Below are 24,629 nucleotides of genomic sequence, written 5' to 3' on the forward strand. Positions count from 1 at the left end.
TGATGTTTGCTGCTTCTGCTTGCGGTTTAGCCCACATCCGGCAAATCGTCACCGGAAAATTGGCTGTTATACAGGTCGGCATAGAATCCGCCTTGCTCCAGCAGCTCCACATGGGTGCCTTTTTCAATAACGCTGCCTTGGTTCATCACCAGGATCAGATCTGCGTCACGAATCGTTGACAGGCGATGCGCAATTACAAAGCTTGTTCTGCCGTTCATCAGCGTATTCATCGCCTTCTGAATCTGCACTTCCGTCCGTGTATCGACACTGCTGGTCGCTTCATCAAGAATCAGGATCGAAGGATCGGCCAGAATTGCCCGGGCAATAGTCAGCAGCTGCTTCTGCCCCTGCGAGATATTCGAGGCTTCTTCGTTCAGGATTGTGTCGTAGCCAAGCGGAAGCGTGCGGATAAAGTGATCAGCATGCGCCGCCTTGGCCGCACGCACCACATCCGCCTCTGTTGCACCTTCGCGGCCGTAAGCAATGTTGTCGCGGATCGTCCCGTTAAAGAGCCAGGTATCCTGCAGCACCATACCAAATTTGCTGCGCAGCTCGCTGCGCTTCATGTCGGTGATGTTGACGCCGTCAATGACAATCTCGCCGCCGCTGATCTCATAGAAGCGCATCAGCAGGTTGATCAACGTGGTTTTGCCGGCACCGGTTGGTCCTACAATCGCTATGGTCTGACCGGGGCTGACTTCAATGTTCATATCTTCAATCAGAATAGCATCCTCTTTGTAGCCGAATTTCACATGACGGAATTCAACTGAGCCTTCTTCGGCAACTGCAGCATGCTTAGCCTGAGCAGCAGTAACTTCCGGAATTTCCTCTTCTTCATCCAGCAGCTCGAACACGCGCTCTGCGGAAGCTATGGTGGATTGAATGATGTTGGCGATATTGGCCGTTTGTGTAATTGGCATGGTGAACTGGCGGGAATACTGGATAAACGCCTGAATATCCCCGACCTCAATCGTTTTCTTGGTCACGAAGATCCCGCCGACCACACAGACCAGCACATATCCCAAGTTGCCAATGAACATCATCAGCGGCATAATGATCCCGGAGATAAATTGGGAGCGCCAGCCGGAATTGTACAGATCGTCATTAATACTATTGAACTCTTTAAGCGATTGCTTCTCGCGGCCAAAGGCCTTAATAATACGGTGACCCGTGTACATTTCCTCTACATGGCCGTTCAGCTCACCCAGTGATTTCTGCTGGCCAATGAAGTATCTTTGCGAACGCTTGGAGATCGCAATAATCACGACAAAGCTTAGCGGCAGGGTGATAACTGTAATTAAGGTCAGCCATGGGCTGATGGTGAGCATCATGATAATGACACCAATGATAGTTACGATGGACGTGATCAGCTGAGTTAAGCTCTGCTGCAGCGTCGTACTGATATTGTCTACGTCATTGGTCGCACGGCTAAGAATTTCCCCATGCGTCCGGGAGTCGAAATATTTCAGCGGCAGACGCTCCAGCTTGTTGTTGATCTGCTCGCGCATATCGAAAACAACTTTCTGGGCCACGCCGGCCATTACATACTGCTGCACATAGCTGAACAAGGAGCTGAACAGGTACAGACCCGCCAGGATAAGCAGAATTTTATTCACATAATCAAAATCAATCGCAGCTCCCGGAACACCTTTCAGTATGCCGTATGCGCCCTCGAACAGCTTGGTTGTCGCCTTCCCCATCACCTTCGGGCTGAAAATACTGAATACGGTACTGGCGATAGCCATAATAAATACAATCAGCAATTGTATCTGCCGCGGACGCAGGTAGCGGATCAGCCGTTTGAGCGTACCTTTAAAATCCTTGGCCTTCTCCACCGGCAGGCTCATTCCGGGCGGTCCGCCGGGTCCACCGCCATGTCCCCGCGGAGGTTTGGGCATTTTGGTTCCTTTATTCGCTTCACTCATGCTATTTCCTCCTCTGACAACTGCGAGGATACGATCTCGCGGTACACTTCGCTGTTCTCCATCAGTTCACGATGGTTGCCGATGCCGGCAATCACGCCGTCATCCAGCACAATAATCCGGTCAGCATCCATAACCGTGCTGACCCGCTGGGCAACGATCAGAACCGTTGATTCCGTTGTTTCGTCTTTGAGCGCGGCGCGCAGCTTGGCATCGGTCTTGAAATCAAGCGCCGAGAAACTGTCGTCGAACAGGTACACTTCCGGTCTTCTTACCAGTGCACGGGCAATCGACAGCCGCTGCTTCTGGCCGCCGGACACGTTGTTCCCGCCCTGGGCAATTTCGGAGTTGAAGCCTTCCTTCATTGCAGAGACGAAATCATAGGCCTGTGCTACCTTGGCCGCATGAATGATCTCCTCATCCGTAGCATCTTCTTTACCGTAGCGGATATTCTCGTTGATCGTGCCGGAGAACAACACCGCCTTCTGCGGAATATATCCGATCTTGCTCCGCAGCTCTTCCTGCGTCATCTCGCGCACATCTACGCCATCCACACGCACGGCGCCTTCAATGGCGTCATAGAATCTCGGGATCAGGCTCAGCAGGGTCGATTTACCCGAGCCTGTACCGCCGATGATCGCTGTAATCTCACCGGGCCGCGCGCTGAAGCTGATTCCGGACAGCGCAGGCTGTTCCGCACCGGGATAGGAGAAGGAAACATTGTCAAATTCAACAAACCCATGCATAACATCCCGGCCATCCTTCTTCGTTACTGCAGCCGTGTTCTGAAGCTCGGACGCCGTAGGATCTGTAATCTCAGGCTGCATATCCAGTACTTCATTGATACGCAGTGCGGAGGCAGAGGCCCGGGGAATAAGCACGAACATCATCGACACCATGATTAAGGAGAACATTATCTGCATTGCATATTGAATAAATGCCATCAATGAACCTACCTGCAGATCGCCATCGCCAATCCGGATTCCGCCGTAATACAGAATGGCAATCATCGAAAAGTTCATCACGAGCATCATAATCGGCATCAGGCCGGCCATCACCTTGTTGACTTTGATTGCCGTTTCTGTAAGATCCTTATTCGCTTCAGTAAATCTTCTGTTCTCATGATCAATCCGGTTAAAGGAACGAATGACACGGATACCGGTCAAATGCTCACGCAGCACGCGGTTTAATTTGTCCAGCTTGACCTGAATCGCCTTGAACAGCGGCAGGCCCTTCATTCCGATGAAGAATATCGCTCCTACAAGCACAGGAATCACGACTACAAAAATAAGGGAAAGCTTGGCATCTTCCGATACCGCCATGATAATCCCGCCGATCATCATCATCGGAGCGCCGACCATCATGCGCAGCATCATAGTAAGTACGGTTTGTACTTGTGTAATATCATTAGTAGTACGCGTAATCAGCGAGGCAGTACCCAGCTTGTCGAATTCATGCAGCGTAAAGTTCTCCACATGATTGAACATCCGCGAGCGGACATTTTTACCGAATCCGGCAGCAACCTTTGCCGATAAATAACTGGCAACGATGGAGCATATGGCTCCTCCGCCCGCCACCAGCAGCATAAATCCGCCGATTTTCCAGATATAATTACGGTCGCCCTGCACGATCCCTTTATCCACGATATCGGACATCAGCGTAGGGAGGTACAAGTCGCCCAGAGACTGCAGAAAGATAAGGATTAACACAGCGGCGACAGCCAGCTTAAAAGGGCTCAGGTTTTTTAATAGTTTAATCAAGTTTCTCATCTCCGTTCATTTGTAGCAGGTCTAGATTAGGCGGCGGGTTATCTTCTACGAATGTGTGGACCTTCAGCAGAAGGTCTGCCAGATGGTTGCACTCTTCTTCGCCCAAATATTCCGCCAGTTTGTTCAGCGATGCATCCATATGATGTTTGGCTTTGCGTGTGATTACCTTCCCCTGCTCCGTCAGCTTAATACGGACAACTCTCCGGTCGGAGGGATCAGCCACCCTGAGAACCATGTCTTTGGCTTCAAGACTGTTGATCAGCTGGGTAACGGTTGGCGGCATCAGCCCCAGGAATCGGCTCAGTTCCGAAACCTTAAGTCCTTCATCCAGGGAATGGGACCGCTTGGCAAGACATATCAATAAAGTCATCTCACTTGGCTTGTGGCCTTCCACAGTGTGCTGCCAATGAACTTTTCGCAGCTGCCGCAATGCGGCAAACAGCCTGTGCGCGACTGGATTTTCTTCATGGTTTATCCCAATGTTATTCACTCCTGTCGGTAGTTAGGTTTACTAATAATTAAATACTATATTAATTAGGCTACCTAATTATATTTTCAGCGTAATTGTTTGTCAAACATTGAAGGCGTTATCAATTATTACGGAATGAAGAACATCAGCGCTGCAACTGCTGCGAAACCAAAACTCCCCCGCCTGAAGGCGGAGGAGGAATATTCATAGTATAGGATTTGTAAGATGAGGCAACTGTACAATACCGGATTGCTGATCAACGTTTACTGCGGTTTCATTATTTTTCCTTAACTCTTGTATGAGTTCTCTATACTTCTTCTGCTGGTCATCGGTAGCGTAATCTCTGCTTGTCTCGAATAAAGTTACACAATCAATCAAGTCCTTCGCACTGTTCAGCTCAACAGCGAGCGTGAGACACTGCAGAATGTTGTCCACTCCAGACATATACCGTTCCCGGTCTATATGGTAGATAGCCAGCTGATAGCTGAGCCTGTATACACGGTCAATATTCATCGGGTCCTGATACAGCACACAATGAGCCATCTCCACTGAAAACTGTTCCAGCACATCGTCTACAGCGAATCCGAACCGGTTAGCCGCCTCTATAATAATGACCAGGCCAGGCAGAATCTCCCCGGGATGTTCCACCAGAAAAGCTGTATATGCCGGCAGTACTGCGTAATTGCCCACCAGCATTTCCAGGGTAAAGCTGTTCGCTATGGCAAATAAACGAAAGGCTTCAACCTCAGACCGGCCCTCATCATCAAGAAATTGAAACCAGCTTAAATCAGCATAGCCGGCGGTATATTTCTTGGCTTCCTCATATCTGCCCTGTTTCGTAAGCGAGGTCGCCTTCAGCAAATAGCCATGGGCATAATAAAAAACAAGCGAGCGCTCCAGTTTCAATTCTTCACCCCGCCTGCCTGCCTTCTTCTGCAGCTGTTCCCGGTACATCGCACTGGCCAGTGCCCTCAGTTCATCGGCATACTTCTCCATTTCTTTGTACTTATGCAGGGTATAGGTGACCTGAGCCAGCTTCAGCAGACCATCTAGCTGCAGATTCTCGGGAAGGCGTCCGCGGAACGGTTCAAAGGTGATCATTGCCCGCAGCTTCTCCTCCCAATTCACAACGGATATCAGCGATTTGAAAATACGGTACTGACTGATCGCCAGCCGTTCGGAGTAACTCTCTTGTTCATTGTCCACTACAATTTTATAAAAAACAGTCGCCTCCTGCATCTTGCCGGCGGTGAACAGTTTCTCGGCTACTGAATAGACAATATCGAGCGGTTTGGGGTATTCCATCATTCTGCTTAACACTTCATCAATACAATGCTGCTTGCCGGTTTCGGCGCAGCGAATTAAAAAAGGCTCCACCCTGCGGCGCGAGACCTTCTCTTCACTAAAGCATTCATCCACATAAAGCGAATATAAACATCCTTCCGGAAGTCCGAAGGCTCGGTTGAACGCATCCAGCTGCCTCAAAGAAATCGGCTTAGGCGGATTGCCATGAAGAATGGCACTGAGACTGCCGCGGTTCAGGCCGGAAACTTTCGCGAACGAGGCTAGATTATGACCCGAGCGGGACAGATTGTCCTCAATTTCAGAGCGTAATGTTGTCAGTTTCGTCTCCACTCGGCACCTCCCCGGTCATGTTGAAATAGTGCTGCTATTAATTGACATTATAGGTGAAGCCTGTGGAAAGCACAACAAAATGGCCCCGCAACGCGGGACCTTTCCTTTCAGCGGGCAGCTGATTATTTATGAAATTACTGTTCCAACAACTTCAGAAAAAAAGCAGCAGGCTCTTCTGTCAGCACCTATCCGGTTGTTAGAAGCCGGGTGGAACTACTGCTGCAGTGCTGCCTTGCTTCTTACCCTTTGGCTCTTGGTAACTTTGCCGAAAGCGGAAGCTGCATTATTGCGGCTGCGCAGGCCTTCCATCATTTGCTTCTGAGCCATTACAATGTAGCCGTCCAGACGCTGGCTGAGCTCAACGACCGTATGGTCGCTCAGACTGCGCTCCTGCGCCACCTCCAGCAATTGACTTCTAAGGCTCTCTATAGTTAAAAACAACTCGTCTTCTCTGTAATCTCTTCTATGATCCTCGTGGGAAGCCTGGTATAAGTTCACGATCAGTCACCTGCTCTCTATCAACTTCTACCTTATCATAATTCATGATGCCAAAAAACATATTTTGAAAAAAAAGAAAAATATGTCGAACATATTACATTTGTAAATTTTCATTCATTCCTCTGAATCGACATTCCCGGAGGACTGTAACGCTGGCCAAGGACTCCCATGGCAAAAGTTATCCATTCCCGTGCGGCAAAGGACAAATACCGGTCTCTGCGCCAGATCATCCCCAGCTGCCAGGGAATAACAGGCTCTGTTAAAGGAATCACAGAAATTCTGGATCGGTCCATGTCACGGCAGATGGTCTCCGGCAGCAGTGCGATGCCCATCCCGGCAGCCACCATCCGGCTAATCAGGTCCCACTGTGAACTCTCATATACAACTCTGGGCTGAAATCCGGCTTTTACGCATTCTGTTATGATCCGGTCATGCAGGGCAAAATCCTCGCGAAACAGCACAAACTCCTCCTCCGCCAGTTCCTTCAGAGGAACACTGTCTGTACCGGTCAGCCGGTGCCCGATCGGCACCAGAAGCTCCAGTTTCTCCTCTACAAAAGTAAAGCAATGAAACTTTGCCGTATCCACGGGCAGCACAATCGCTCCGATATCAAGCAGCCCCGTTTCCACATCATCCTCCACTTTTTTGGCTCCGTCCTCATGCAGCCGGATGGTAACCTCGGGATACCGCCGGTGAAATTCTCCGATGACGGCCGGGAAGAAGCTGGCACCCACCATGGGCGGCAGGCCGATGCGGATATGCCCGCGCTTCAGGTTGCGCAGGCTGTCCAGCTCGGAGGAGAGGCTGGCGAATGACTCCACTATATTTTGCGCCTTGGAGAGCAGAATCTCCCCTGCATCTGTCAGCCTTATGCTCTTGCCTTCACGGTAAAAGAGGTCCGCACCCAGCTCATTCTCAAGGTTGCGGATCATTTTGCTGATCGTGGGCTGTGAGATATAGAGCGACTCCGCCGCTCTGGAAAAGCTGTTCAACCTGGCCGCCTGGACAAAGTACTGTAATTGGCGGATATCCATCGCTTATCGCCTCCCATGCATAGACAAAAGGAATGTCATTCATTCGATCTATTCATTTTACCTATGAAAATAATTGATGTAAACTTTCATTATCATGAAAGGAGCGAAGCCTTATGAAAAAGTTATCCCTAGGCTTGCTGCAGGTAGCCGGACTTACAATATTCTCAATGCTTATCAATACATTGACTCCACTACTTCATATACCTATTCCCGGAAGCATTATCGGGATGATCCTCTTGTTCCTGCTCTTGGAATCCGGCGTCATCCGCCTGAACTGGGTGGAAGTCGGTGCCTCTTGGCTGCTTGCCGAGCTGTTGCTGTTCTTTATCCCTTCCGCTATCGGAGTGATGAAATATTCGAGTCTGCTTGAAGCAGACGGCCTTCAAGTGCTGGCGGTTGTGATTGTCGGCACATTTGCGGTAATGGCCGGTTCGGGCCTGCTTACGGGAGCCATCTATAAAGTGAAGGAGCGTAAAAGCTGATGATTACAGGACTGCTGCTGCTAGGTCTCACCATTGCTGTGTATCTCATCTCCAAACGTATTTATGCCTCCAGCACCAAGATGTATGCTTCTCCGCTCATCATAACACCTTTGGCGATTATCCTCTTTCTGCTATTGATGGGCATCCCTTATGAATCTTACAATGCGGGAGGCAAATGGCTTACAGATCTGCTGCAGCCGGCGACCATCGCCTTTGCAATCCCACTCCATAAAAACTTCAAAGTACTCAAAAAACACGCCGCCGAAATTGCGGCGGGCGTGTTCTCGGGTACAGTAATTGCAGTGCTCTCCTCGATGCTGCTGGCAAAGTGGCTGCATTTAAGCGGGGAACTGGCGACCAGCCTGGTGCCCCGTTCGGTGACGACACCGATTGCCATGAGCATCTCGCAAAGCATTGGCGGCGTCCCGAGCATTACGGCTGTTTTCGTAATTCTCACCGGCGTGCTGGGAACATTGATGGGGCCAACCGTACTCCGCCTCTTCCGCATTGACAACGAAATTGCACGCGGTGTATCGCTGGGAACCGCCGCACACGGCACAGGGACATCCAAAGCCTTTGAGCTGAGCTCCCTGACCGGTACCATCTCCAGTATCTCGATGATTCTGACGGCGCTGTTCTCGATCGGACTTGCACCGGCACTTCTCGCGGTATTCCTCCACTAGGCCGACCCGGCTTGGGCCAAAGACCTGCCGATCATTCAACCGATCCGGCAGGTTTCTTTTTACTTAAAGCCAGAAGCGGCTATTCCTAAAGCTTCACCGGCAGGCCGCGCTGAGCCGACTCATATGCCGCGCAGGTTACTTTCAGCGTTTTGTAGCCATCCTCATAATCGCTGAGAATCCGCGAGCGGTCTCCGGTCCGCACCGCATGCAGGAAAGCTTCGGTCTCCACGGCGTAAGGATTGCCTGCATTAACGAATTCCTTGCTGTCGCCGCTGCGCACCTCCAGCAGACGTTCCGGATTCCAGTCCAGCAGCCCGTTGTCATTGTAGAAGCTGAGTCCGACACGGCCAACCTCGCCCGGCAGCACACAGGTATTGGAAATATTCGCAACCACGCCGTTTGCCAGCTTCAGCGACACTGTGCCCACATCGGCTACCGTTACATTCTCGTGCTGCTCATGCATGATCCGGTTGCCGAACATACCGTATACTTCTGTCACCTCACCGGCCAGATAACGCAGCAGATCGACGATATGGGTCGTCTGTTCCGTGAATTGTCCGCCGGATTGTTCCTGGTTGCGCCACCAGGCTACGCCGGGCATCCCTCCCATCCATTGTCCGACAATCATACCTACCTTATCTCCACTCAGGGATTGTTTCAGCCGCGTTATGTTCTCCTGATAACGGAAATGATAGCCAACCGAGGTCAGCAAATTATGTTCTTTAATATCCTGCAGCAGACTTGCCGGAATTTCCGTGCTTGACCCCAGCGGTTTCTCGATAAAGAAAGGAATCTCTCTCTTAATCAGCGCCCGCTCTATTGCTCCATGCGATTGTGGAGGCACACAAATGTACACGGCATCCAGCTTATGGGCTTCCAGCATCTCTGTCATTTCACCATAACCCTCCGCTCCATACGGACGGGCCATATCTTCACCCTTCTGCTTGCTGCTGCCGCAGATGGCTTTCAGCGACACATCCTCCATGCCTGTGAGCAAATCGGCATGCATCTTGGAGAACCAGCCTGTTCCTACGATTCCGATATTAAGTGTCATTTAATTCCCTCCTGTAGCGCTCTAGTCAAGAGCATCTTTTCATAGAAGTACAATTAGATTATAAGCGTTTAAGCCAGTACAAGGTAGTTTCTCCATTCCCCGGGGAGCAGCTGCTGGTATGGATATTGCAGGAACCGGTCATCTGCGAGCACAATGCTTCCGCTGTCATTCTCGCTGCGGATCAGCCTGCCCCCGGCCTGCAGCACCTTGCACATGCCGGGATAGACATAGGCGTAATCAAAACCGTTCTTGCCCCGGGACTGGAAATATTCACGCAGCAGATTACGTTCAAGCCCTACCTGCGGCAAGCCTACCCCTACAACCATCACACCGTTCAGGCGGTCACCGGGCAAATCCACACCTTCCGAGAATATCCCCCCCAGCACGGCGAAGCCAAGCAGCGTTTCCGGGTTATCCGGGCGAAAGGAGGAGAGGAATTGCTCCCGCTCGGGTTCACTCATGCCGCTGCTCTGCACCAGCGTGGGGACCTCCGGATATTTGTCCGCGAATATCTCATAAACATTCTGCAAATAGACATACGAAGGAAAGAACACCAGATAGTTGCCTTTCCGGGAGACCAATCCTTTCAGTGCATCACTCAGCGGAAGCAGAGAATCCGCCCGGTCGCGGTAACGGGTGGAGACTGGCAGCACAGACACCTGCCACTGCTCCTTATGAAAGGGAGAGGGCACACTCAGGCTGTAGTCTTCCTCGCCCGCGCCGATCATGTCTCTGTAAAAGGAAAGCGGCGACAGCGTAGCCGAAAAGAAGATCTGGCTGCGGTAGCTCTTGCCCATTTGCTGCAGCAAAAAGGAGGGGTCCAGATTGAACAGCTTCAGCACCACATCCCCGCGCTGGACTTCCGCATAGGTGACATACCGTTCATCATAGGTTTTGAAGGTGCGCAGCATCCCCTGCACTGCATAATACGTATCCAAAAGCCCGCCTTCACCGTCTTCTCCCCCCTCCTGTACAACCAGCGAGATAGGCGAAGGGCTGAGCAGCTCAAGCTCCGCTTCTGCGGCAAAACTCTCCAGCAGGGCAGGCAGCTCCTCAGGGTACATCGTCCATTCACCTGCCCCTTCTTCACTGCAGCGTTTGCGCAGGGCAATGAAAAAAGCATTCACCGCTTTGGCGGCAACGCCAAGTGAGCGGTTGACGGTCTTGTACTGCCGCTGCAGCGAAAGGAACGGAGCCTTCGCCAGACTTGCCGAGTACATCTCCCTCCCCCGGTCCACCAGATTATGTGCCTCATCCACCAGCAGCACCGTCTTCTTCTTCCGTTCCTCCGGCAGCCGCTTTAAGCTGATACGGGGATCATAAATATAATTGTAATCACATATAACAGCATCACAGGCATAGGCGGCATCCAGCGAAAATTCAAACGGGCATACCTGATGTCTCTTGGCATACCTGGCAATGACGTCCTGTGTCATTAGCGTCTCATGCTCCAGCATGTCCAGCAGCGCGTTATTGATCCGGTCATAATATCCGTCGGCAAAGGGACAGAAGTCCTTGGTGCACAGCCCCTCATCACGAAAACAGGCTTTCTCCTTTGCCGTAAGCGTAATAGCATGCACATGAAGCCCGCCTTTCAGCAGCATGGCTATTGCCTCCTGCGCGGCGAACCGGTTAACCGTCTTAGCGGTCAAATAGAACAGCCCGGCTGCCTTGCCTTCTCCCAATGCTTTGAGCGCAGGAAAGAGGGTAGACATCGTTTTGCCGATGCCGGTCGGGGCCTGAGCGAACAGATTGACGCCCTCCGTGACTGATTTATAGACCGCGGCTGCAAAATGCCGCTGTCCCTGCCGGTATTCGGCAAAGGGAAACGACAGCCCGCGGATGCTGGCTTCCTTCTGCGCCTCATGCCTAACCATCAGCTGGGCATAAGGGGCATACTTCGCTACCGTATCAACGGCAAAGGTAATCAGCTCTTCTTTGGACAACTGCCTGTAGAGGCTACGCTGCTCTTCACCGCCCCGCCGGACATAGGTAAGCTTGACCTCAATAGAAGTAAGCTCCTGTGCTAGACATATCATATAGGCGTACATGTATGCCTGCGCCCAGTGCACCTCCCGGCCTTCGAAAGCAGGGTCGAGCGGACCGGCAGTTGATTTGATCTCTTCGACCGTTACACTTCCGTCCTCCCCGGTGAGCAGGCCGTCGCAGCGTCCGTCGATCATAAATATAAGGCCTTCATGGGCAATTTCTGTCTTCAGGTAGACTTCTTTACGGTCTCCCTCCTTATACTGCTTCTGAATGTGCTGATGAATACGCGTACCCTCCACCATCGCTGCTCCACTGCGGAATCCCGGCTCCAGACTGCCGCTGCTAAAGACATATTCCACGAGGGATCTCACTGAAAGAACTATTTCCGCATATTCCATGTATGCCCACCCCCATTATTTCCTGAGCCCCTTTTTAGCATCGGTGGCCGTTTTCGTCCCTTTTCCATGATATAAACTGATCTGAGTGCTATAATCTCGGCTTCATTCCTGCGCATACCGCTTTACGCGGTCCATGGTGGTTATACGACGATTCTGATTTTTGACATTCCTCCACCAGCACTGCATAATAAGTTCTATTAATATGGAATTCTTTTGTCTATACGCTGCGTCCTCCTAGCCGGGAAACGGCGTTTCATCTTGCAGAAAGAAGGCGAAGCTGTGTCATCCCTTACTATTAAACGATGGTTGGTTAAGCCATTTGTATTCTTCACTATCATCTTCATTCTCAAAAGCTGTCTGGCTTGGGGTGTAATCTTTGGAGATTTATTGCCTTGGAAAACAATATTAACCGAAATTCCTTTTGTCTGGGCGCTTTTTTGCCTAATTGAGCGTTTTGCCTCCAAACGGAAGCTTGGTTATTATATGACCGTCAATCTGCTCGTTACCGCGATCTTTTTCGCCGCTATTATGTACTTTAAATATTACGGAGTTATTGTCACTTACCATGCGGCAGAGCAGGTGAACCAAGTCACTGCTGTCCGCAACAGCGTATTTTCACTGATGGACCCGTACTATCTGCTGATATTTGCTGACATCATCATCCTGGGCATCTATTTCTTCTTTAATAAGAAGGGCCGGACGTATAAAAAGGATAATATTAACCGCTGTGACCACCGCCGCAACGGCAAGCTTTCCTTCAGTGTGCTGTTCGCCGTTTCCTTCGCACTCTGCTTGTTCAATATACTGCCCAATAAGGCCAGTATGAATGAGATCAAGAAAGCGCAGGAGATGGGTATCCTCAATTATGAGGCTTATACTATTTTTGCTCAAGATAAAACCGAGCTTGTGAACGCCAGTGAGATTACGCAGGATGCTATCAACAAGCTGAAGGGAATTGATCCCGCAGCTGTCTCCCCGCTTCAGGGTGCTGCCAAAGGCAAGAACCTGATCATCATTCAGCTTGAGTCCTTCCAGAGCTTTCTGATGGGGCTAAAAGTGGACGGTCTGGAAATTACGCCGAACCTGAACCGTTTAATGGATGACAGCCTTTATTTCCCTAACTTCTACCAGATGGTGGGGCAGGGAAATACCTCGGATGCGGAGTTCGTTGTTAACTCTTCTTACTATATTCCGCCGCAAGGTGCGGCTACGATGGCATATGTCGACAAGGATCTGCCAAGTCTGCCGAAATTGCTGCAGGCCAACGGGTATCAGACAGCCACCTTCCATACGAATGATGTGGAATTCTGGAACCGCGGTGAGCTCTATAGTTCACTGGGCTGGGAGCAATATTACGACCATAAGTTCTTCGGCGATGAAGATACCTTCTTCTTCGGTTCTTCCGACGAAGTGCTCTACCGCCGGTCTGCCGAGAAGCTGAAAGAAATGGATGACAGCAGCAAGCCGTTTTATGCTCAGGTCATTTCCATGTCAGCGCACCATCCGTTCACCATTCCCGCAGAGAAATATCAAATGAAACTGCCTGAGCGTTATGAGGGTACCTTTGTCGGAGACTATATCCGTTCGCAGAATTATGCCGACTATGCTTTCGGACAATTTGTTGAAGAGCTCAAAGCAAGTGGCGTCTGGAACAACAGTCTGATCATGGTCTACGGAGACCATATGGGACTGCCGATTTATTCACTGGACCATGATGACAAAGAACTGATGACTGAAATATACGGACATGAATATGAATATTCCGATATGCTCAATATTCCGCTAATCATTCATGCCGGAGACAGCCTCAAGCCACAAACTCTGGAACAAGTTGGCGGAGAAATTGATATTATGCCAACGGCTGCCAGCCTGCTGGGTGTCTCCATGGCGAACAATATCCACTTTGGCCAGGACTTGCTCAGCCAGACATACAATCTGCTGCCGCAGCGTTATTATTTGCCAACCGGTTCTTTCATCGCCAGCTCCGGGCTGTTGATCCCCGGGAACAGCTTTGAAGACAATACGCAATATAAACTGGCTGCCGGAGGGAAAACTCCTGCCGGTACCGAAGATGAATATACCAATGCTTTACGGTTGCGCCAGCTGTCAGACAGCTATGTGACCCAATTGCCGGATAAAAAGACCGCCGTAGAATAACACAGGCGGATTAAGCAGCAGTGCAAAAAGAGCCGCGCTCCCATTTGGAGCGCGGCTCTTTCTGTATCCGTCAGGCCAATCACGTTATCGTTCCTGCTTCTCAAGGAACCGGTAATAGTCCGCGAAGTTCTGCAGTTCCTCCGGCTTGAGGATTGATAAATGTTCAGCAAGCAGCAGCAGCGAACGGTACTGCGCTTCCTCCAGCAGCTCCTGACCCTTGGCTGTCAGAGTCACAATAACTGCTCTGCGGTCATTCTCATCCGGCTCGCGTGCGATAAGTCCCAGCGCTTCTAACCGGTCCAGCATGACTGTAACCGCACTGGACTTCACCTCAAGCTTATCGGCCAGTTGGATCACCCGTGCTTTTTTCTCCTGTGCGATCATGCGCAAAAGTCCGAATTGCGGCACAGTTAGACCGATTTCTTTATGCAATGACATCTGTGAAGTGATTTTACGCTGCACCCTCCACATAGACAATCCTACGGCTTCAATCAACGGATCGATTTGTTGCGGCATCCCTTTCAGCTCCCAGTCCGTTAGTCCTGCCTTAAGCGTACCATTTCGGCAGGTGATGATTCAATGCTTTTGTCTTTTTGGACATGATCAGAGTCATTGCAAAAGTGATTTTTTTAGGAAAACTCTGCATTTTTCGACACAAAAATACTACATTCTAGCTACTGCTCTAAGAGCCGCGATACGCTATAATCGTAGCAGTGAACAGTGATTCACTGAATATATGTAGTCAGGGCTGGTGGTACGAAACATGAAATTGGCAACAAAATTAACTTGGATGATGCTCATTGTGTTACTTCTTGTCGGATCATCCATCGGGTTCTTCGGATACCGCGCGGCTTACAAACAAGTGGATGAAGCTGCAGGTATCGAACTGGTAGGCTGTGCGAACATTACTACCGGCCTAGTAGATCCCGCTGACATATCGGCACTGGTGTCAGGTGACAGCAGCAAGGTGGCCGCTGTAGAAGACCGGATCAGCTGGATTATTAACCATAAACCGATTTTCAAGGAAGCATTCATCCTATCCTTGGACGGTACTGTGCTTGCCGCAGACAAAAGCTTCAAAGAAAGAGGCTATAAGGCCGGCGACACTTTCTATTTTTCGGATAAAGATAAAGAAATGATTACTACCATGAAGCATTCCGCATACTCCAAAGTTTATACATATCAAGGCACCTCCCTCAAAACCGGGTACGGCCCCATTTATCAGGATCATGACCCCACGAAGCCCATTATCGCACTTATGGCCATCAATTTTGACGGCCCGCTGATTCAGACGCGTACGAGGGACATCATCGTTCAGCCTTTCATTATCGGCGCATCCATACTGGTAGTAGCTATTATTGCCGCGTATTTGGCCATCCGGCGCATGGTTAGACCGCTCACCAAACTATCCAGTTCAGTTAACAACGTGGCTAAGGGCGATTTAACCCGTGAACCGCTCCTGTTCAAGAGCAAGGATGAAATCGGCACCTTGGCCCGCGACTTTAACGAAATGACGTCGAGCCTGCGCTACCTCATCACCCAGGTCAATGATACCTCCATGCTGGTGGCCTCTTCCTCCCAGGAACTCTCATCAAGCGCGCAGGAAACGAACCGGGCCGGAGAGCACAGTGTCAATGTTACCCTTGAGCTTGCCGATGGTGCCCATACGCAGCTGGAAAATCTGGAAGGAAGCTATAAAGCTGTGCAGGACATGTCCCGTTTTATTACCGAGATTGCCGACAATGCGGACAGCGCCATGAATAATGCTGCCAGCAATGCACTGAAGGCCCGGACAGGCCGGGAAGCGATGGATTCCACCACCTCGCAGATGCAGGTAGTCAGCGGCAGCATTACCAATTTGTCTGCTATTATTGATACGCTGGCCAGTCATTCCAAGGAGATTGAGAGTATCGTCAGTACGATTGCCAGCATCGCTGAAGAAACCAACCTGCTGTCATTGAATGCAGCGATAGAGGCCGCCCGGGCCGGTGAAGAGGGCCGCGGCTTTGCCGTAGTTGCCGGATCCGTCCGCAAGCTTGCTGAACGTTCAGCTAAATCAGCCGGTCAAATTGGCGATTTGGTCAGTCTCATTGTAAATCAGATGGACAAGGCCGGAGAAACCATGAGACGTTCCACGGATGAAATGCAGCAGGGCAGAGAAATGATCATGTCTGCCGGGCAATCCTTCTCTGAGATAGAGGTTTCCGTCTCTGATATGTCTTCCCAAAGCCAGCAGATTTCGGAGACCGTCCGTGAACTGGCGCTGATCTCCGACGGGCTCGTGACCGCGATCCAGAATATTGTTGCAGTATCGAATCAGACTGCTGAAGGCGCCGAGACGTTATCCGCCTCCTCCCAGGAGCAGCTTGCAGCTATGCAAGAGGTTGAGTCCTCCGCTGCGTTCCTGTCTTCACTTGCTGAGAAGCTGCAGGTGCTGGTAGAGAACTTCAAAATCTAATTCTAAAAAAGCAGCAAGTCTCAACAATAGACTTCGCTGCTTTTTTAATGCAACAGACTAAACAAGTGGAAACGGATACCGTCCTCAAAGGACGGTATCCGTTTCAGCGAGAAATAGAAGGATAATTTATAGCGTGAAGCATATAAATTCTTATCTTTGAACAAGAGGCTGGCCATCCTGTTTCTCAGTGATGACCAGCCTCTTGTATAATACATTGAGCGATATAAATGTTATGTAGCGTCTAAGCTGTATTTTCTATAAACCATTGACCCAGTTCATGAACCGGCATCGGATGGCCGTAATAGAAACCCTGCATTACCCGGCAGCCGAGCGATTGCAGCAGTTCTATCTGTTCGGTGGTTTCTACGCCTTCGGCCACAACCTCCATATTGAGGTTGCTGGCAATCGCAATAATATTGCTGATAATCGCTTTTTTCGAATGCATTTTGCTTTTGCGGATAAAAACCTGATCAATCTTAAGCGTATTGACCGGAATCTCATCCAGATTACCAAGTGAAGAGAACCCTGTACCGAAATCATCGAGCGATACACGCACCCCGAGATTCCGCAGCTTGGAGAGCTGTGCTACCGTCTCCTCCATATTGTTCATTGCGATGGATTCCGTGATCTCCAGTTCGAGGAAATGCGGCTCCAGACCAGAGCGCGTAAGCGCCTCCTCCACCACATCATACAGGCCTCCGCCTTCAAACATCCGGGCCGACATATTGATGGATACAGGAACATTCGCTACCTCAGCCCTGTGCCACAGCATATTCTGGCCGCATACATCATGCAGCATCCAGTACGTAATCGGCACAATAAGGCCCGTCTCTTCGGCAATCGGTATAAACTCTGCCGGAGAGATGATCCCATGCTCCGGATGCCTCCAGCGCAGCAGCGCCTCCAGTCCAACAGTGACGTTCATAAATGAATCCCACTTCGGCTGATAAACAACCATAAATTCAGAGCGGGCCAGCGCCTTGCGCAGATCCTTCTCCAGTGACATCCGCCGCAGCTGGTGGCGGTTCATCTCCTGGTCGAACACACTGAATTTATTTTTGCCGGAATCCTTGGAGGTGTACAGCGCGGTATCTGCGGCTTTCATCAGCGCAGAGCGGTCCGTGCCATGCACGGGAGCCATGCTGATTCCCACACTCGCTGTAACATACAGCTCATTGCCCTTAATGCTGTAGGACTTCTTAACCTCCCGCAATACATGCTCAGCCATGTCCTGAGCATTCTCTAATGTACAATCCGGCAGCGCAATCAGAAATTCATCGCCACCCATCCGAAAAACCTTGCCTTGGCAGCCTACACAACACATCAACCTGTCTGCAACCTCCTGCAGCAGCTCATCACCGATGTCATGTCCCAGCGTGTCATTAATCGACTTGAACCGGTCCAGATCGACAAAAAACACCGCACCCGAGTTCACCCCAAAGAACTCATCCAGAAAGTAACGCTCCAGTCCATGCCGGTTCGGCAGCTCGGTCAAAGGGTCATGATAGGCCATCTTTTCCAGAACATGCCGGTCCAGAAACACGGCGCCTCCAGAAATTGCAAGTATAAACAGAGTTACCAGCGATACCCCTGTCAACAGAATGAAATCCGTCTCCATCAGAAAGGGCTTAGCCTCAAGCCAGCTGTTGAGCTCGAAGCGGCTTGTACTCAGGCTGATATAATGCATTCCGGTTACCGCAAACCCGATGAACAACGAGGAGCAGAGCTTCCAGGCACTGAAGCCGGTGTAATCCTTAAACTTGCGAAACAGAAATACAGCGATGTAAGAAGCCAGAAGAGCAATCATCATAGATATGCCCTGAGCCATTGGCTCATAGTGAAGTCTGCCGTCCATCTCCATAGAGGACATTCCGACATAATGCATGGCGGAAATTCCGCCGCCCAGAATGAAGCCGGAGGCCAGCAGCCTTAGCAGCCGCTGGCGGGGTGCTACCGCAATCCCCAGGGCCAGAAAACTGGAGAGGATGCTGATCAGCAGGGACAACACCGCTCTGCCCGGATGATAACTTACTTCAAACGGCAGGCGGCTGGCCATAATGCCGACAAAATGCATCGCCCAGATTCCGCTGCCCAGCACACATGCCCCCGACAGCAGCCACAAACGCCGGATCTTGCCCGTAGAATGGGAAACCTGTGAAATCAGATTAAGCGCTGAATAGGCCGCGGTTGCCGCCAGCGCGAAAGATAGCAAAACAATCCAAATGTTATAGTGGATTCCCATTTGATCCATAGTTGACCTCTTCGCCGGTTATATTATCATTATCGCTGTCATGTATTCTCAAGTATAAAATCAATATACGAGTATCAGATAAACGGAAGAGTGTGTAAAGATTATAGGTGATCCCTGAGAACTAACTTCAGGTGTATTCTACCTTTTATTTGGAAATCTGTCTAAGTAAATACTGGAACTTGAACCCCTTTTTTAAGGATGGCAAAAAATGTCCATATTTACCTGCTGTCTCAAGCGCCGAGAGTTGGGAGCTTCCCGTTCCGCGGAGCGGCTTTGGGAAAGGAAACATGCCAAACCCACCAATTGAGAGCTATCAAAATTACCAAATAGATATAAATCCCCGGAAAGAACAAGGTGAACACATAATGAACCCCGGCAAACCCCATTAATATAAACAGCAGAGCAATGGAAATCCCTTTGAAATCACTCTGCTTGGCAGCTTCATATTTCTCGGAGAAGGGCAGCGCCTGCGGCATCATGCGGTAGCAGATGACGGTATACAGCAGCGAGGCCAGCAGCACAGCGAACAAATCTACAATGATCTGGCCTCCGAACAGCCAGACGAATACCGCTCCTTCCAAGACAAACAATGGCAGCAGCAGCCGCAGCAGCACCGCCTTAAGCATCCCGCGGTACACCGCGGCCGTCCCGGGCAGCGGAATAGCTTTATAAATCCATGCGCCCTTATAGCTGGCCGAATAACGCAGCATTTGCACGGCAGTCAGCACCAGCATTGCGCTGAGATAAACAAACAGGTAGGTTTTGGAGCCTCTGACTGCCTCCATGTCTCCGCTCCACACCTGGTTGAATATAAAGATAAAGGGCAAGACCAGCGACAATCCTATGGACGGGTATACCTTCAGCTTGAAATCCCGTTCGTTTTTCATCATGGACCAGGTAAACCGGAAGAACATCCCCTCTTCTTTGTTCCGGCATACAATCGCAGACAACCGTCGGGACAAGCGTCCATTATCTTTGCCCGCAGCGCCCTGCTCCGCCAGCTTCTGCAAACTCCGTTCGAATGTCGGCATCAGCTTGATGTATGCCGCAAGCAGTACCAGCGGCACCACAAGGCCAAGCAGTGCCAGCTCCGCAAGATGGGCACTCTTTTTTCCGGCAATCAGCAGCTCAAACGGAGCAGAGAACCAGATCGGGGCGAACAGAAAATTCCACCAGGCCGCTTTAAAAGTAACGCCCAGCTCAGTGATGTTGAACAAGCGGGAAATCAGCTGGGCGCCCACGGTAACTCCAATGGATAAAATGATCTGGACATAGTTGATGATGTCCTTGAGCTTTTCCCCGTCAAAGACCCTTAGGATCAATAAATAGAGCAGCGCGGTAAACACAAGGATAAAACAGTCCATCAGAATGACCGCAGCAGCGTACAGCAGGAAGAAGGGCACTCCCTGGATAAATATCGAAACGATCAGTGACGGTCCCGTAAACGTCAGCGTGACTGTCAGCAAATAAATGAGAATATGCAGGCTCTTCGCCATGCTCAAGGTCCGGCGGTTCACCGGCTTGGAGAACAAAATATTCTTGTCGCGCAAATCCAGCATGACCGAGGAGAAGTCGGAGATCAGTGTTGTCATAATCATGAACATAACCACACTAAACAGCATACTCATCATCAGGATATAATTCCCCTTGGGAATAACGATGAAAATCATCATCAAACCGATCAGTAAATAAAACCACTGCACCCGGAACGGTGAACCCTCGGTCTCCTGCTTATTGTTCTGTGATCCCGCAAATACCGTCGGCGTCCGCCTTCCGTCCATGGTCAGCTTTACTTGAAGAATGTTGCGCAGCATACCATAATCGACACCGATTCTCTTGAAGCCTCCCTGCAGCCGGTCAAGCAGCTTCAATACAAAGAAATCATTCATGCGGAGCACCCTCAGCAATGACCGCTACAAATTCACCGGCGATATCCCGGTACTGGTCAAATCCGGTCAGCTGATTGAAGATCTCCTCCAGCGAGCCTTCCTTGTTCTGCTCCTTCAACTGCGAGAAGCTGCCGTCTGCTACGATATCTCCCCCGTCAATCAGGATGATCCGGCTGCTGATCTTCTCTACCACATCCATAATGTGCGAGGAATAGAAGATGGTCTTGCCCCGTGCCGCAAGTGAGGCGAAGATTTCCTTAACGATCATTACACTGTTGGCATCCAGCCCGCTGAGCGGTTCATCAAGAAATAAGATGTCGGGATCATGCAGCATGCTGGAAATCAGCAGCACCTTTTGCTTCATCCCTTTGGAGTAGGAGGCGATACGCATGTCGTAAGCCCTCTCCAGGTTTAAAAGACCCATCAGCCTTCCCGCTTTCTCATCGGCATCCTTTTGCTTCATGCCGTACAGTTCGCCGATGAATGTCAGGTACTCCCTGGCGGTCAGGCTGTCATACAGCTCTGCGACCTCCGGCACATAGCCGATCCGCCTTTTGTAGGCAGTATCTCCGTCAGCGATGTCTCTGCCAAAAATTTTCACCGTACCGTTGTAACCCTCTACCAGCCCGAGCATGATCTTGACCGTAGTGCTCTTGCCCGCCCCGTTGGGTCCGATATAGCCAATGATTTGCCCCCGGTGAACCTCCAGATCGATTCCCCGCAGCACCATTCTGTCACTGTAATTCATCCATAAGCCGGATATTGAGATGACCGGCTCTTCCAATAGCCCCATTGTTAATCTCCTTTCGAATCGGCTGTCCTCTAAATCATTAAGACAAACTTTCAATACTATTCCTATTCTATCAAATTTTACAACGTTCCTCATGTGAGCAATCGCAACAAACTAACCCTACAAAGTAGGGTTTTGGCTTTGAAAGCAACACAGCACCCTTGCGGAGGCCCTGAAAACTTATACATTCACGCAAGTGGAAACGGATACCGTCCTCAAAAGGACGGTATCCGTTTCAGCGAGAAATAGAAGGATAATTTATAGCGTGAAGCATATAAATTCTTATATTTAAAAAAAGGAGCGGCTACAGGGCCGCCCCTTATAATGACTCGTATTTATGCTAGCAGAATAGGACATTAACCGATTCCGGTTTTCTATTGCAGCGCAGTCTTTCTACTTGGATAGCAGATTATAAATAACCTGCGCCGCTTGCGCCCGGGTCGAAGGGTCGAGCGGATGGATTCTTCCGTTATCCCCCTCGACAATACCGCGTTCCACTAGTGCATTCAGTGCTTCCTGAGCGTAGCCTGCAACATCAGCTGCATCGCTGAAGCCGGTCAGCTCCTTGCCGGAGTTCTTCCCGGGAAGCTCTCCCAGAGCATCAAGGGCGCGGTAAACTAGCGTGAACAGCTCCTGACGTGTGATATAGCTATCCGGCTTGAACTCGTTGTTGCCGGAACCGGAGGCAATGCCCAGCCGTTTGGCAGCGGCCAGATAGTCGCTGTAGTACGTCTTGCCTGCATCGCTGAAATTGCCTTCAGCTCCCGCTTCCGGCGCAATGCCGTAAGCCTTAAGCAGCAGAACGATAAACTGGCCTCTGGTGATGTTGTCATTCGGGCTGTAGCTGTTGCCGGCAGTACCTGAAGTGATCTCTCTTGCTGCCAGGAAGCTTACAGCATTGTTATACCAGGCGGTGGCAGCTATATCGGCAAAGCTGACCTTGTTATAGGCAATAATAAATTGCGAGAAATGGGGGGTTACAAATTCCACCGCTCCCGCAGTCGTATTGTATTTGCCCCGGACAATATCCAGACCACCGTCACTGTTGATGTTGTAAACAATAATGGAGTTTGCTTCTTCGCTTGCCTGCAGCTTGTAAGGAAGGCTGAGCTGCACTTTGCCTCCGCCGAAGACAGCCACCTTGCTGTCTCCTGCTTGAACTGTCAGATCATACACCGGTCTGTCGCCGAGCACAGCCTTACCTTCTTCGGTTAAGGATACTTTGGCAATTCTGATGACAATGGTCCCGGCATCGGCGGCTGCGCTGATGCTTGCCACCGCAGTGGAATCAAAGGTGATCTGCCCAACGTTCTCGACATTAATCGTAAGTCTGGCATTCGTGCCGGAAGCTACTTCATTAAATGCGCTTCTTGGAATGCTGAGTTCAGTGGTCTTGGTACCCGTACCTGCATCAATCTTGATTTCCAGAACAGCCTTCTTTCCTTGCGCTTCCGCAGCCTTGGCGCTGCTGACAAGGCCTGCCACCGCTTCGGCGGTAACAGCAGCTGTGGTCACACCAGTAGCCTCGTCAGTTTTAACCGATGCAGTTGCAACTGTAGTCACTGTATCTCCGGATGTTGTCGCAGACGGGGCTGGACTCGCGCTTGGTACCGGCACAACCGGTGTTCCACCGCCGCTCCCGCCGCCCGAACCTGTTGCCGGCACATAGGCTGGTACGACAACATTGGTATCCGGGCTTGGCTTATAGCCCAGCTTACCAGCAGTTCTGACGTTATAGGTTCCAGCGGCCAGACCCGTGATTTCTTTATCCGTTGCCGGAATGTAGACGGATGCCGCCGACAGCTTATATTCCAGGGCTGTCGTTGTGCCTGTAATCACTCCGTTCTTGTTCTCGGAGGAGGTAGGCGCTATTCCGGTCAGGCCGGTTGGCGCAGCCTGTTCCTGAAGGTTGCCGGGGACAACTACATCGGCCGCCGGGCTTGCTGCATAACCCTCTTTGGCCGGATATCTTACGTTGTACACGCCCGGTATCAACCCGGTGGTTTCTCCGTCTCCCGCATAGACATATTCCGTAACGGTGGACAGCTTGATCTGCAATTGCTTGGTGGTCCCTGTGATCTTCCCGTCTTTATTCTCCCAGGTAGTCGGCTTCACTCCTGCCAGGCCGGTAGGTGCCGCCTGTCTGTCTGTGAAGGCCGGAACGGCAACGCTAGCCTCAGGGCTTGCCGCAATTCCTTCCTTAGCCGCATATCTTACCTGATAGACACCCGGTATAAGATGTACAGGCAATACATCCTTGGCATACGTATACTCCGTAACCGTTGCCAGTCTGTATTCCAGCGATTGCAGCTCTTCCGCGCTCAGCGCACCCTTGGCACCGCTGATCTGTCCATCGGCGTTCGCCGCAGTTGTCGGCGGCAATCCCTTTAATCCTGCAGGGGCGGCCTGCTCTCCGGGCAAGGGCACAACCACTTCTACCGCTTCTCCCGCAGCGTATGGAATGGCCGTGGTTCCTTCCGGCTTAATAATAGGACCTTGGAAACCCGCAGTGGCCTTATATCTTACCAGATAAGTTCCTGGCTCCAGTCCCGAAATCGTATCGCCTGCGGCAGATTGATATTCATAGACGGAGTCCTGCACACTTTTGTATTTGTATTCCAGCTGGCTGTTGGCTCCTCTGATGGTGCCGTCTGCGGTGCCGTACAGCCCGGCAGGCACAGCCTCCAATCGGGAATACAAAGTATTCAAAGCTTGAATGGCATTCTTGTATCTGGCACCGTCGGAATAACCGCTGCTTACATAACCCGGCTGGATGTTCGTCCAGGAGTACATCAGCTCCACGTGTCCCAGAATAGGAGCCTTTGCTCCAGCCGCATCTTTGTTGTCTTTATTGTACGTGAAGAGATACGGCACTTGAAGTCTATCGCCTGTGACTGTCTCGTTCAGATCATTAACATAACTGATCACAGAGGGTTTAGCCGCCTGATTATTCTCTGTCTTGATATTGGTGAGATAGGTATCCACCAGATCCACGTAGAGATTGGCATACGGATGATTGCTTGTTCTAATCTGCAGCTCATTGTTATTATGCGGATTGGCCCGTCCGTTGGTTCCCGTATTATTACCGGGCTCAGCTACCGTCAGCCCCGAATCGAGCTTCGTGTCAAAGAAATAGATCTTGTCTATATGG

17 protein-coding genes are annotated in these 24,629 nt (G+C 50.7%); 4 read left to right on the forward strand and 13 right to left on the reverse strand.

Translation table 11 applies throughout. The features are described from left to right. Positions 1-26 precede the first annotated feature (26 nt). The 6 genes from NSS79_RS31960 to NSS79_RS31985 form a co-directional block, all read right to left on the reverse strand. Positions 27-1,925, reverse strand: a complete 1,899-nt coding sequence (locus tag NSS79_RS31960; protein WP_342437496.1) for an ABC transporter ATP-binding protein — start codon at positions 1,923-1,925, stop codon at positions 27-29. After that, complete coding sequence (locus NSS79_RS31965) at positions 1,922-3,682, reverse strand: ABC transporter ATP-binding protein (protein ID WP_342437497.1); 1,761 nt, start codon at positions 3,680-3,682, stop codon at positions 1,922-1,924. The genes NSS79_RS31960 and NSS79_RS31965 overlap by 4 nt, the downstream gene beginning before the upstream one ends. Next, positions 3,675-4,061, reverse strand: a complete 387-nt coding sequence (locus tag NSS79_RS31970; RefSeq protein WP_342437498.1) for a MarR family transcriptional regulator — start codon at positions 4,059-4,061, stop codon at positions 3,675-3,677. The genes NSS79_RS31965 and NSS79_RS31970 overlap by 8 nt, the downstream gene beginning before the upstream one ends. 303 nt (positions 4,062-4,364) lie before the next feature. Then, on the reverse strand, positions 4,365-5,795 hold the full coding sequence (locus NSS79_RS31975) for a DNA-binding protein (protein ID WP_342437499.1): 1,431 nt from the start codon (positions 5,793-5,795) through the stop codon (positions 4,365-4,367). A gap of 213 nt (positions 5,796-6,008) precedes the next feature. Continuing rightward, a complete protein-coding gene (locus tag NSS79_RS31980; protein ID WP_076109704.1) occupies positions 6,009-6,293 on the reverse strand; it encodes an aspartyl-phosphate phosphatase Spo0E family protein in 285 nt (94 codons plus the stop codon). A gap of 110 nt (positions 6,294-6,403) precedes the next feature. Continuing rightward, positions 6,404-7,327: a LysR family transcriptional regulator gene (locus NSS79_RS31985; RefSeq protein WP_038597594.1), complete on the reverse strand. Its 924-nt coding sequence runs from the start codon at positions 7,325-7,327 to the stop codon at positions 6,404-6,406. Between the two features lie 113 nt (positions 7,328-7,440). Between NSS79_RS31985 and NSS79_RS31990 the strand changes: the two genes are divergently transcribed. Next, on the forward strand, positions 7,441-7,809 hold the full coding sequence (locus NSS79_RS31990) for a CidA/LrgA family holin-like protein (RefSeq protein WP_342437500.1): 369 nt from the start codon (positions 7,441-7,443) through the stop codon (positions 7,807-7,809). Positions 7,810-7,811: 2 nt separating this feature from the next. Further along, complete coding sequence (locus NSS79_RS31995) at positions 7,812-8,492, forward strand: CidB/LrgB family autolysis modulator (protein ID WP_342440481.1); 681 nt, start codon at positions 7,812-7,814, stop codon at positions 8,490-8,492. An 85-nt stretch (positions 8,493-8,577) separates the two neighbouring features. On the opposite strand, the gene NSS79_RS32000 is transcribed toward NSS79_RS31995, so the two are convergent. Together NSS79_RS32000 and NSS79_RS32005 are read right to left on the reverse strand one after the other, a co-directional pair. After that, positions 8,578-9,546: a Gfo/Idh/MocA family oxidoreductase gene (locus NSS79_RS32000; protein ID WP_342437501.1), complete on the reverse strand. Its 969-nt coding sequence runs from the start codon at positions 9,544-9,546 to the stop codon at positions 8,578-8,580. Between the two features lie 68 nt (positions 9,547-9,614). Beyond that, positions 9,615-11,933 (reverse strand): ATP-dependent DNA helicase, encoded by a 2,319-nt coding sequence (locus NSS79_RS32005; RefSeq protein ID WP_342437502.1) that lies wholly within the window; start codon positions 11,931-11,933, stop codon positions 9,615-9,617. Between the two features lie 279 nt (positions 11,934-12,212). On the opposite strand from NSS79_RS32005, the gene NSS79_RS32010 reads away from it, so the two are divergent. Next, positions 12,213-14,090 carry an LTA synthase family protein gene (locus NSS79_RS32010; RefSeq protein WP_342437503.1) on the forward strand — a complete coding sequence of 626 codons (1,878 nt, stop codon included), beginning with the start codon at positions 12,213-12,215 and terminating at the stop codon, positions 14,088-14,090. 84 nt (positions 14,091-14,174) lie between these two features. On the opposite strand, the gene NSS79_RS32015 is transcribed toward NSS79_RS32010, so the two are convergent. After that, entirely contained in the window at positions 14,175-14,606 is a 432-nt protein-coding gene (locus NSS79_RS32015; protein WP_342437504.1) for a MarR family transcriptional regulator, read from the reverse strand. 247 nt (positions 14,607-14,853) lie between these two features. On the opposite strand from NSS79_RS32015, the gene NSS79_RS32020 reads away from it, so the two are divergent. Next, complete coding sequence (locus NSS79_RS32020) at positions 14,854-16,548, forward strand: methyl-accepting chemotaxis protein (RefSeq protein WP_342437505.1); 1,695 nt, start codon at positions 14,854-14,856, stop codon at positions 16,546-16,548. A 241-nt stretch (positions 16,549-16,789) separates the two neighbouring features. Here the strand turns inward: NSS79_RS32020 and NSS79_RS32025 are convergent, their stop codons facing one another. From NSS79_RS32025 to NSS79_RS32040, 4 genes are all read right to left on the reverse strand, one after another. After that, on the reverse strand, positions 16,790-18,799 hold the full coding sequence (locus NSS79_RS32025) for an EAL domain-containing protein (RefSeq protein WP_342437506.1): 2,010 nt from the start codon (positions 18,797-18,799) through the stop codon (positions 16,790-16,792). A gap of 230 nt (positions 18,800-19,029) precedes the next feature. Continuing rightward, the gene (locus NSS79_RS32030) at positions 19,030-20,688 is read right to left on the reverse strand and encodes a hypothetical protein (RefSeq protein WP_342437507.1); all 1,659 of its coding nucleotides are present in this window, start codon (positions 20,686-20,688) and stop codon (positions 19,030-19,032) included. Continuing rightward, positions 20,681-21,481, reverse strand: a complete 801-nt coding sequence (locus tag NSS79_RS32035) for an ABC transporter ATP-binding protein (protein WP_342437508.1) — start codon at positions 21,479-21,481, stop codon at positions 20,681-20,683. The genes NSS79_RS32030 and NSS79_RS32035 overlap by 8 nt, the downstream gene beginning before the upstream one ends. A 390-nt stretch (positions 21,482-21,871) precedes the next feature. Further along, positions 21,872-24,463: an S-layer homology domain-containing protein gene (locus NSS79_RS32040; RefSeq protein ID WP_342437509.1), complete on the reverse strand. Its 2,592-nt coding sequence runs from the start codon at positions 24,461-24,463 to the stop codon at positions 21,872-21,874. Positions 24,464-24,629 lie beyond the last annotated feature (166 nt).

Source organism: Paenibacillus sp. FSL L8-0436 (genome assembly GCF_038593025.1).
In the GTDB taxonomy this organism is placed as follows: domain Bacteria; phylum Bacillota; class Bacilli; order Paenibacillales; family Paenibacillaceae; genus Paenibacillus_AQ.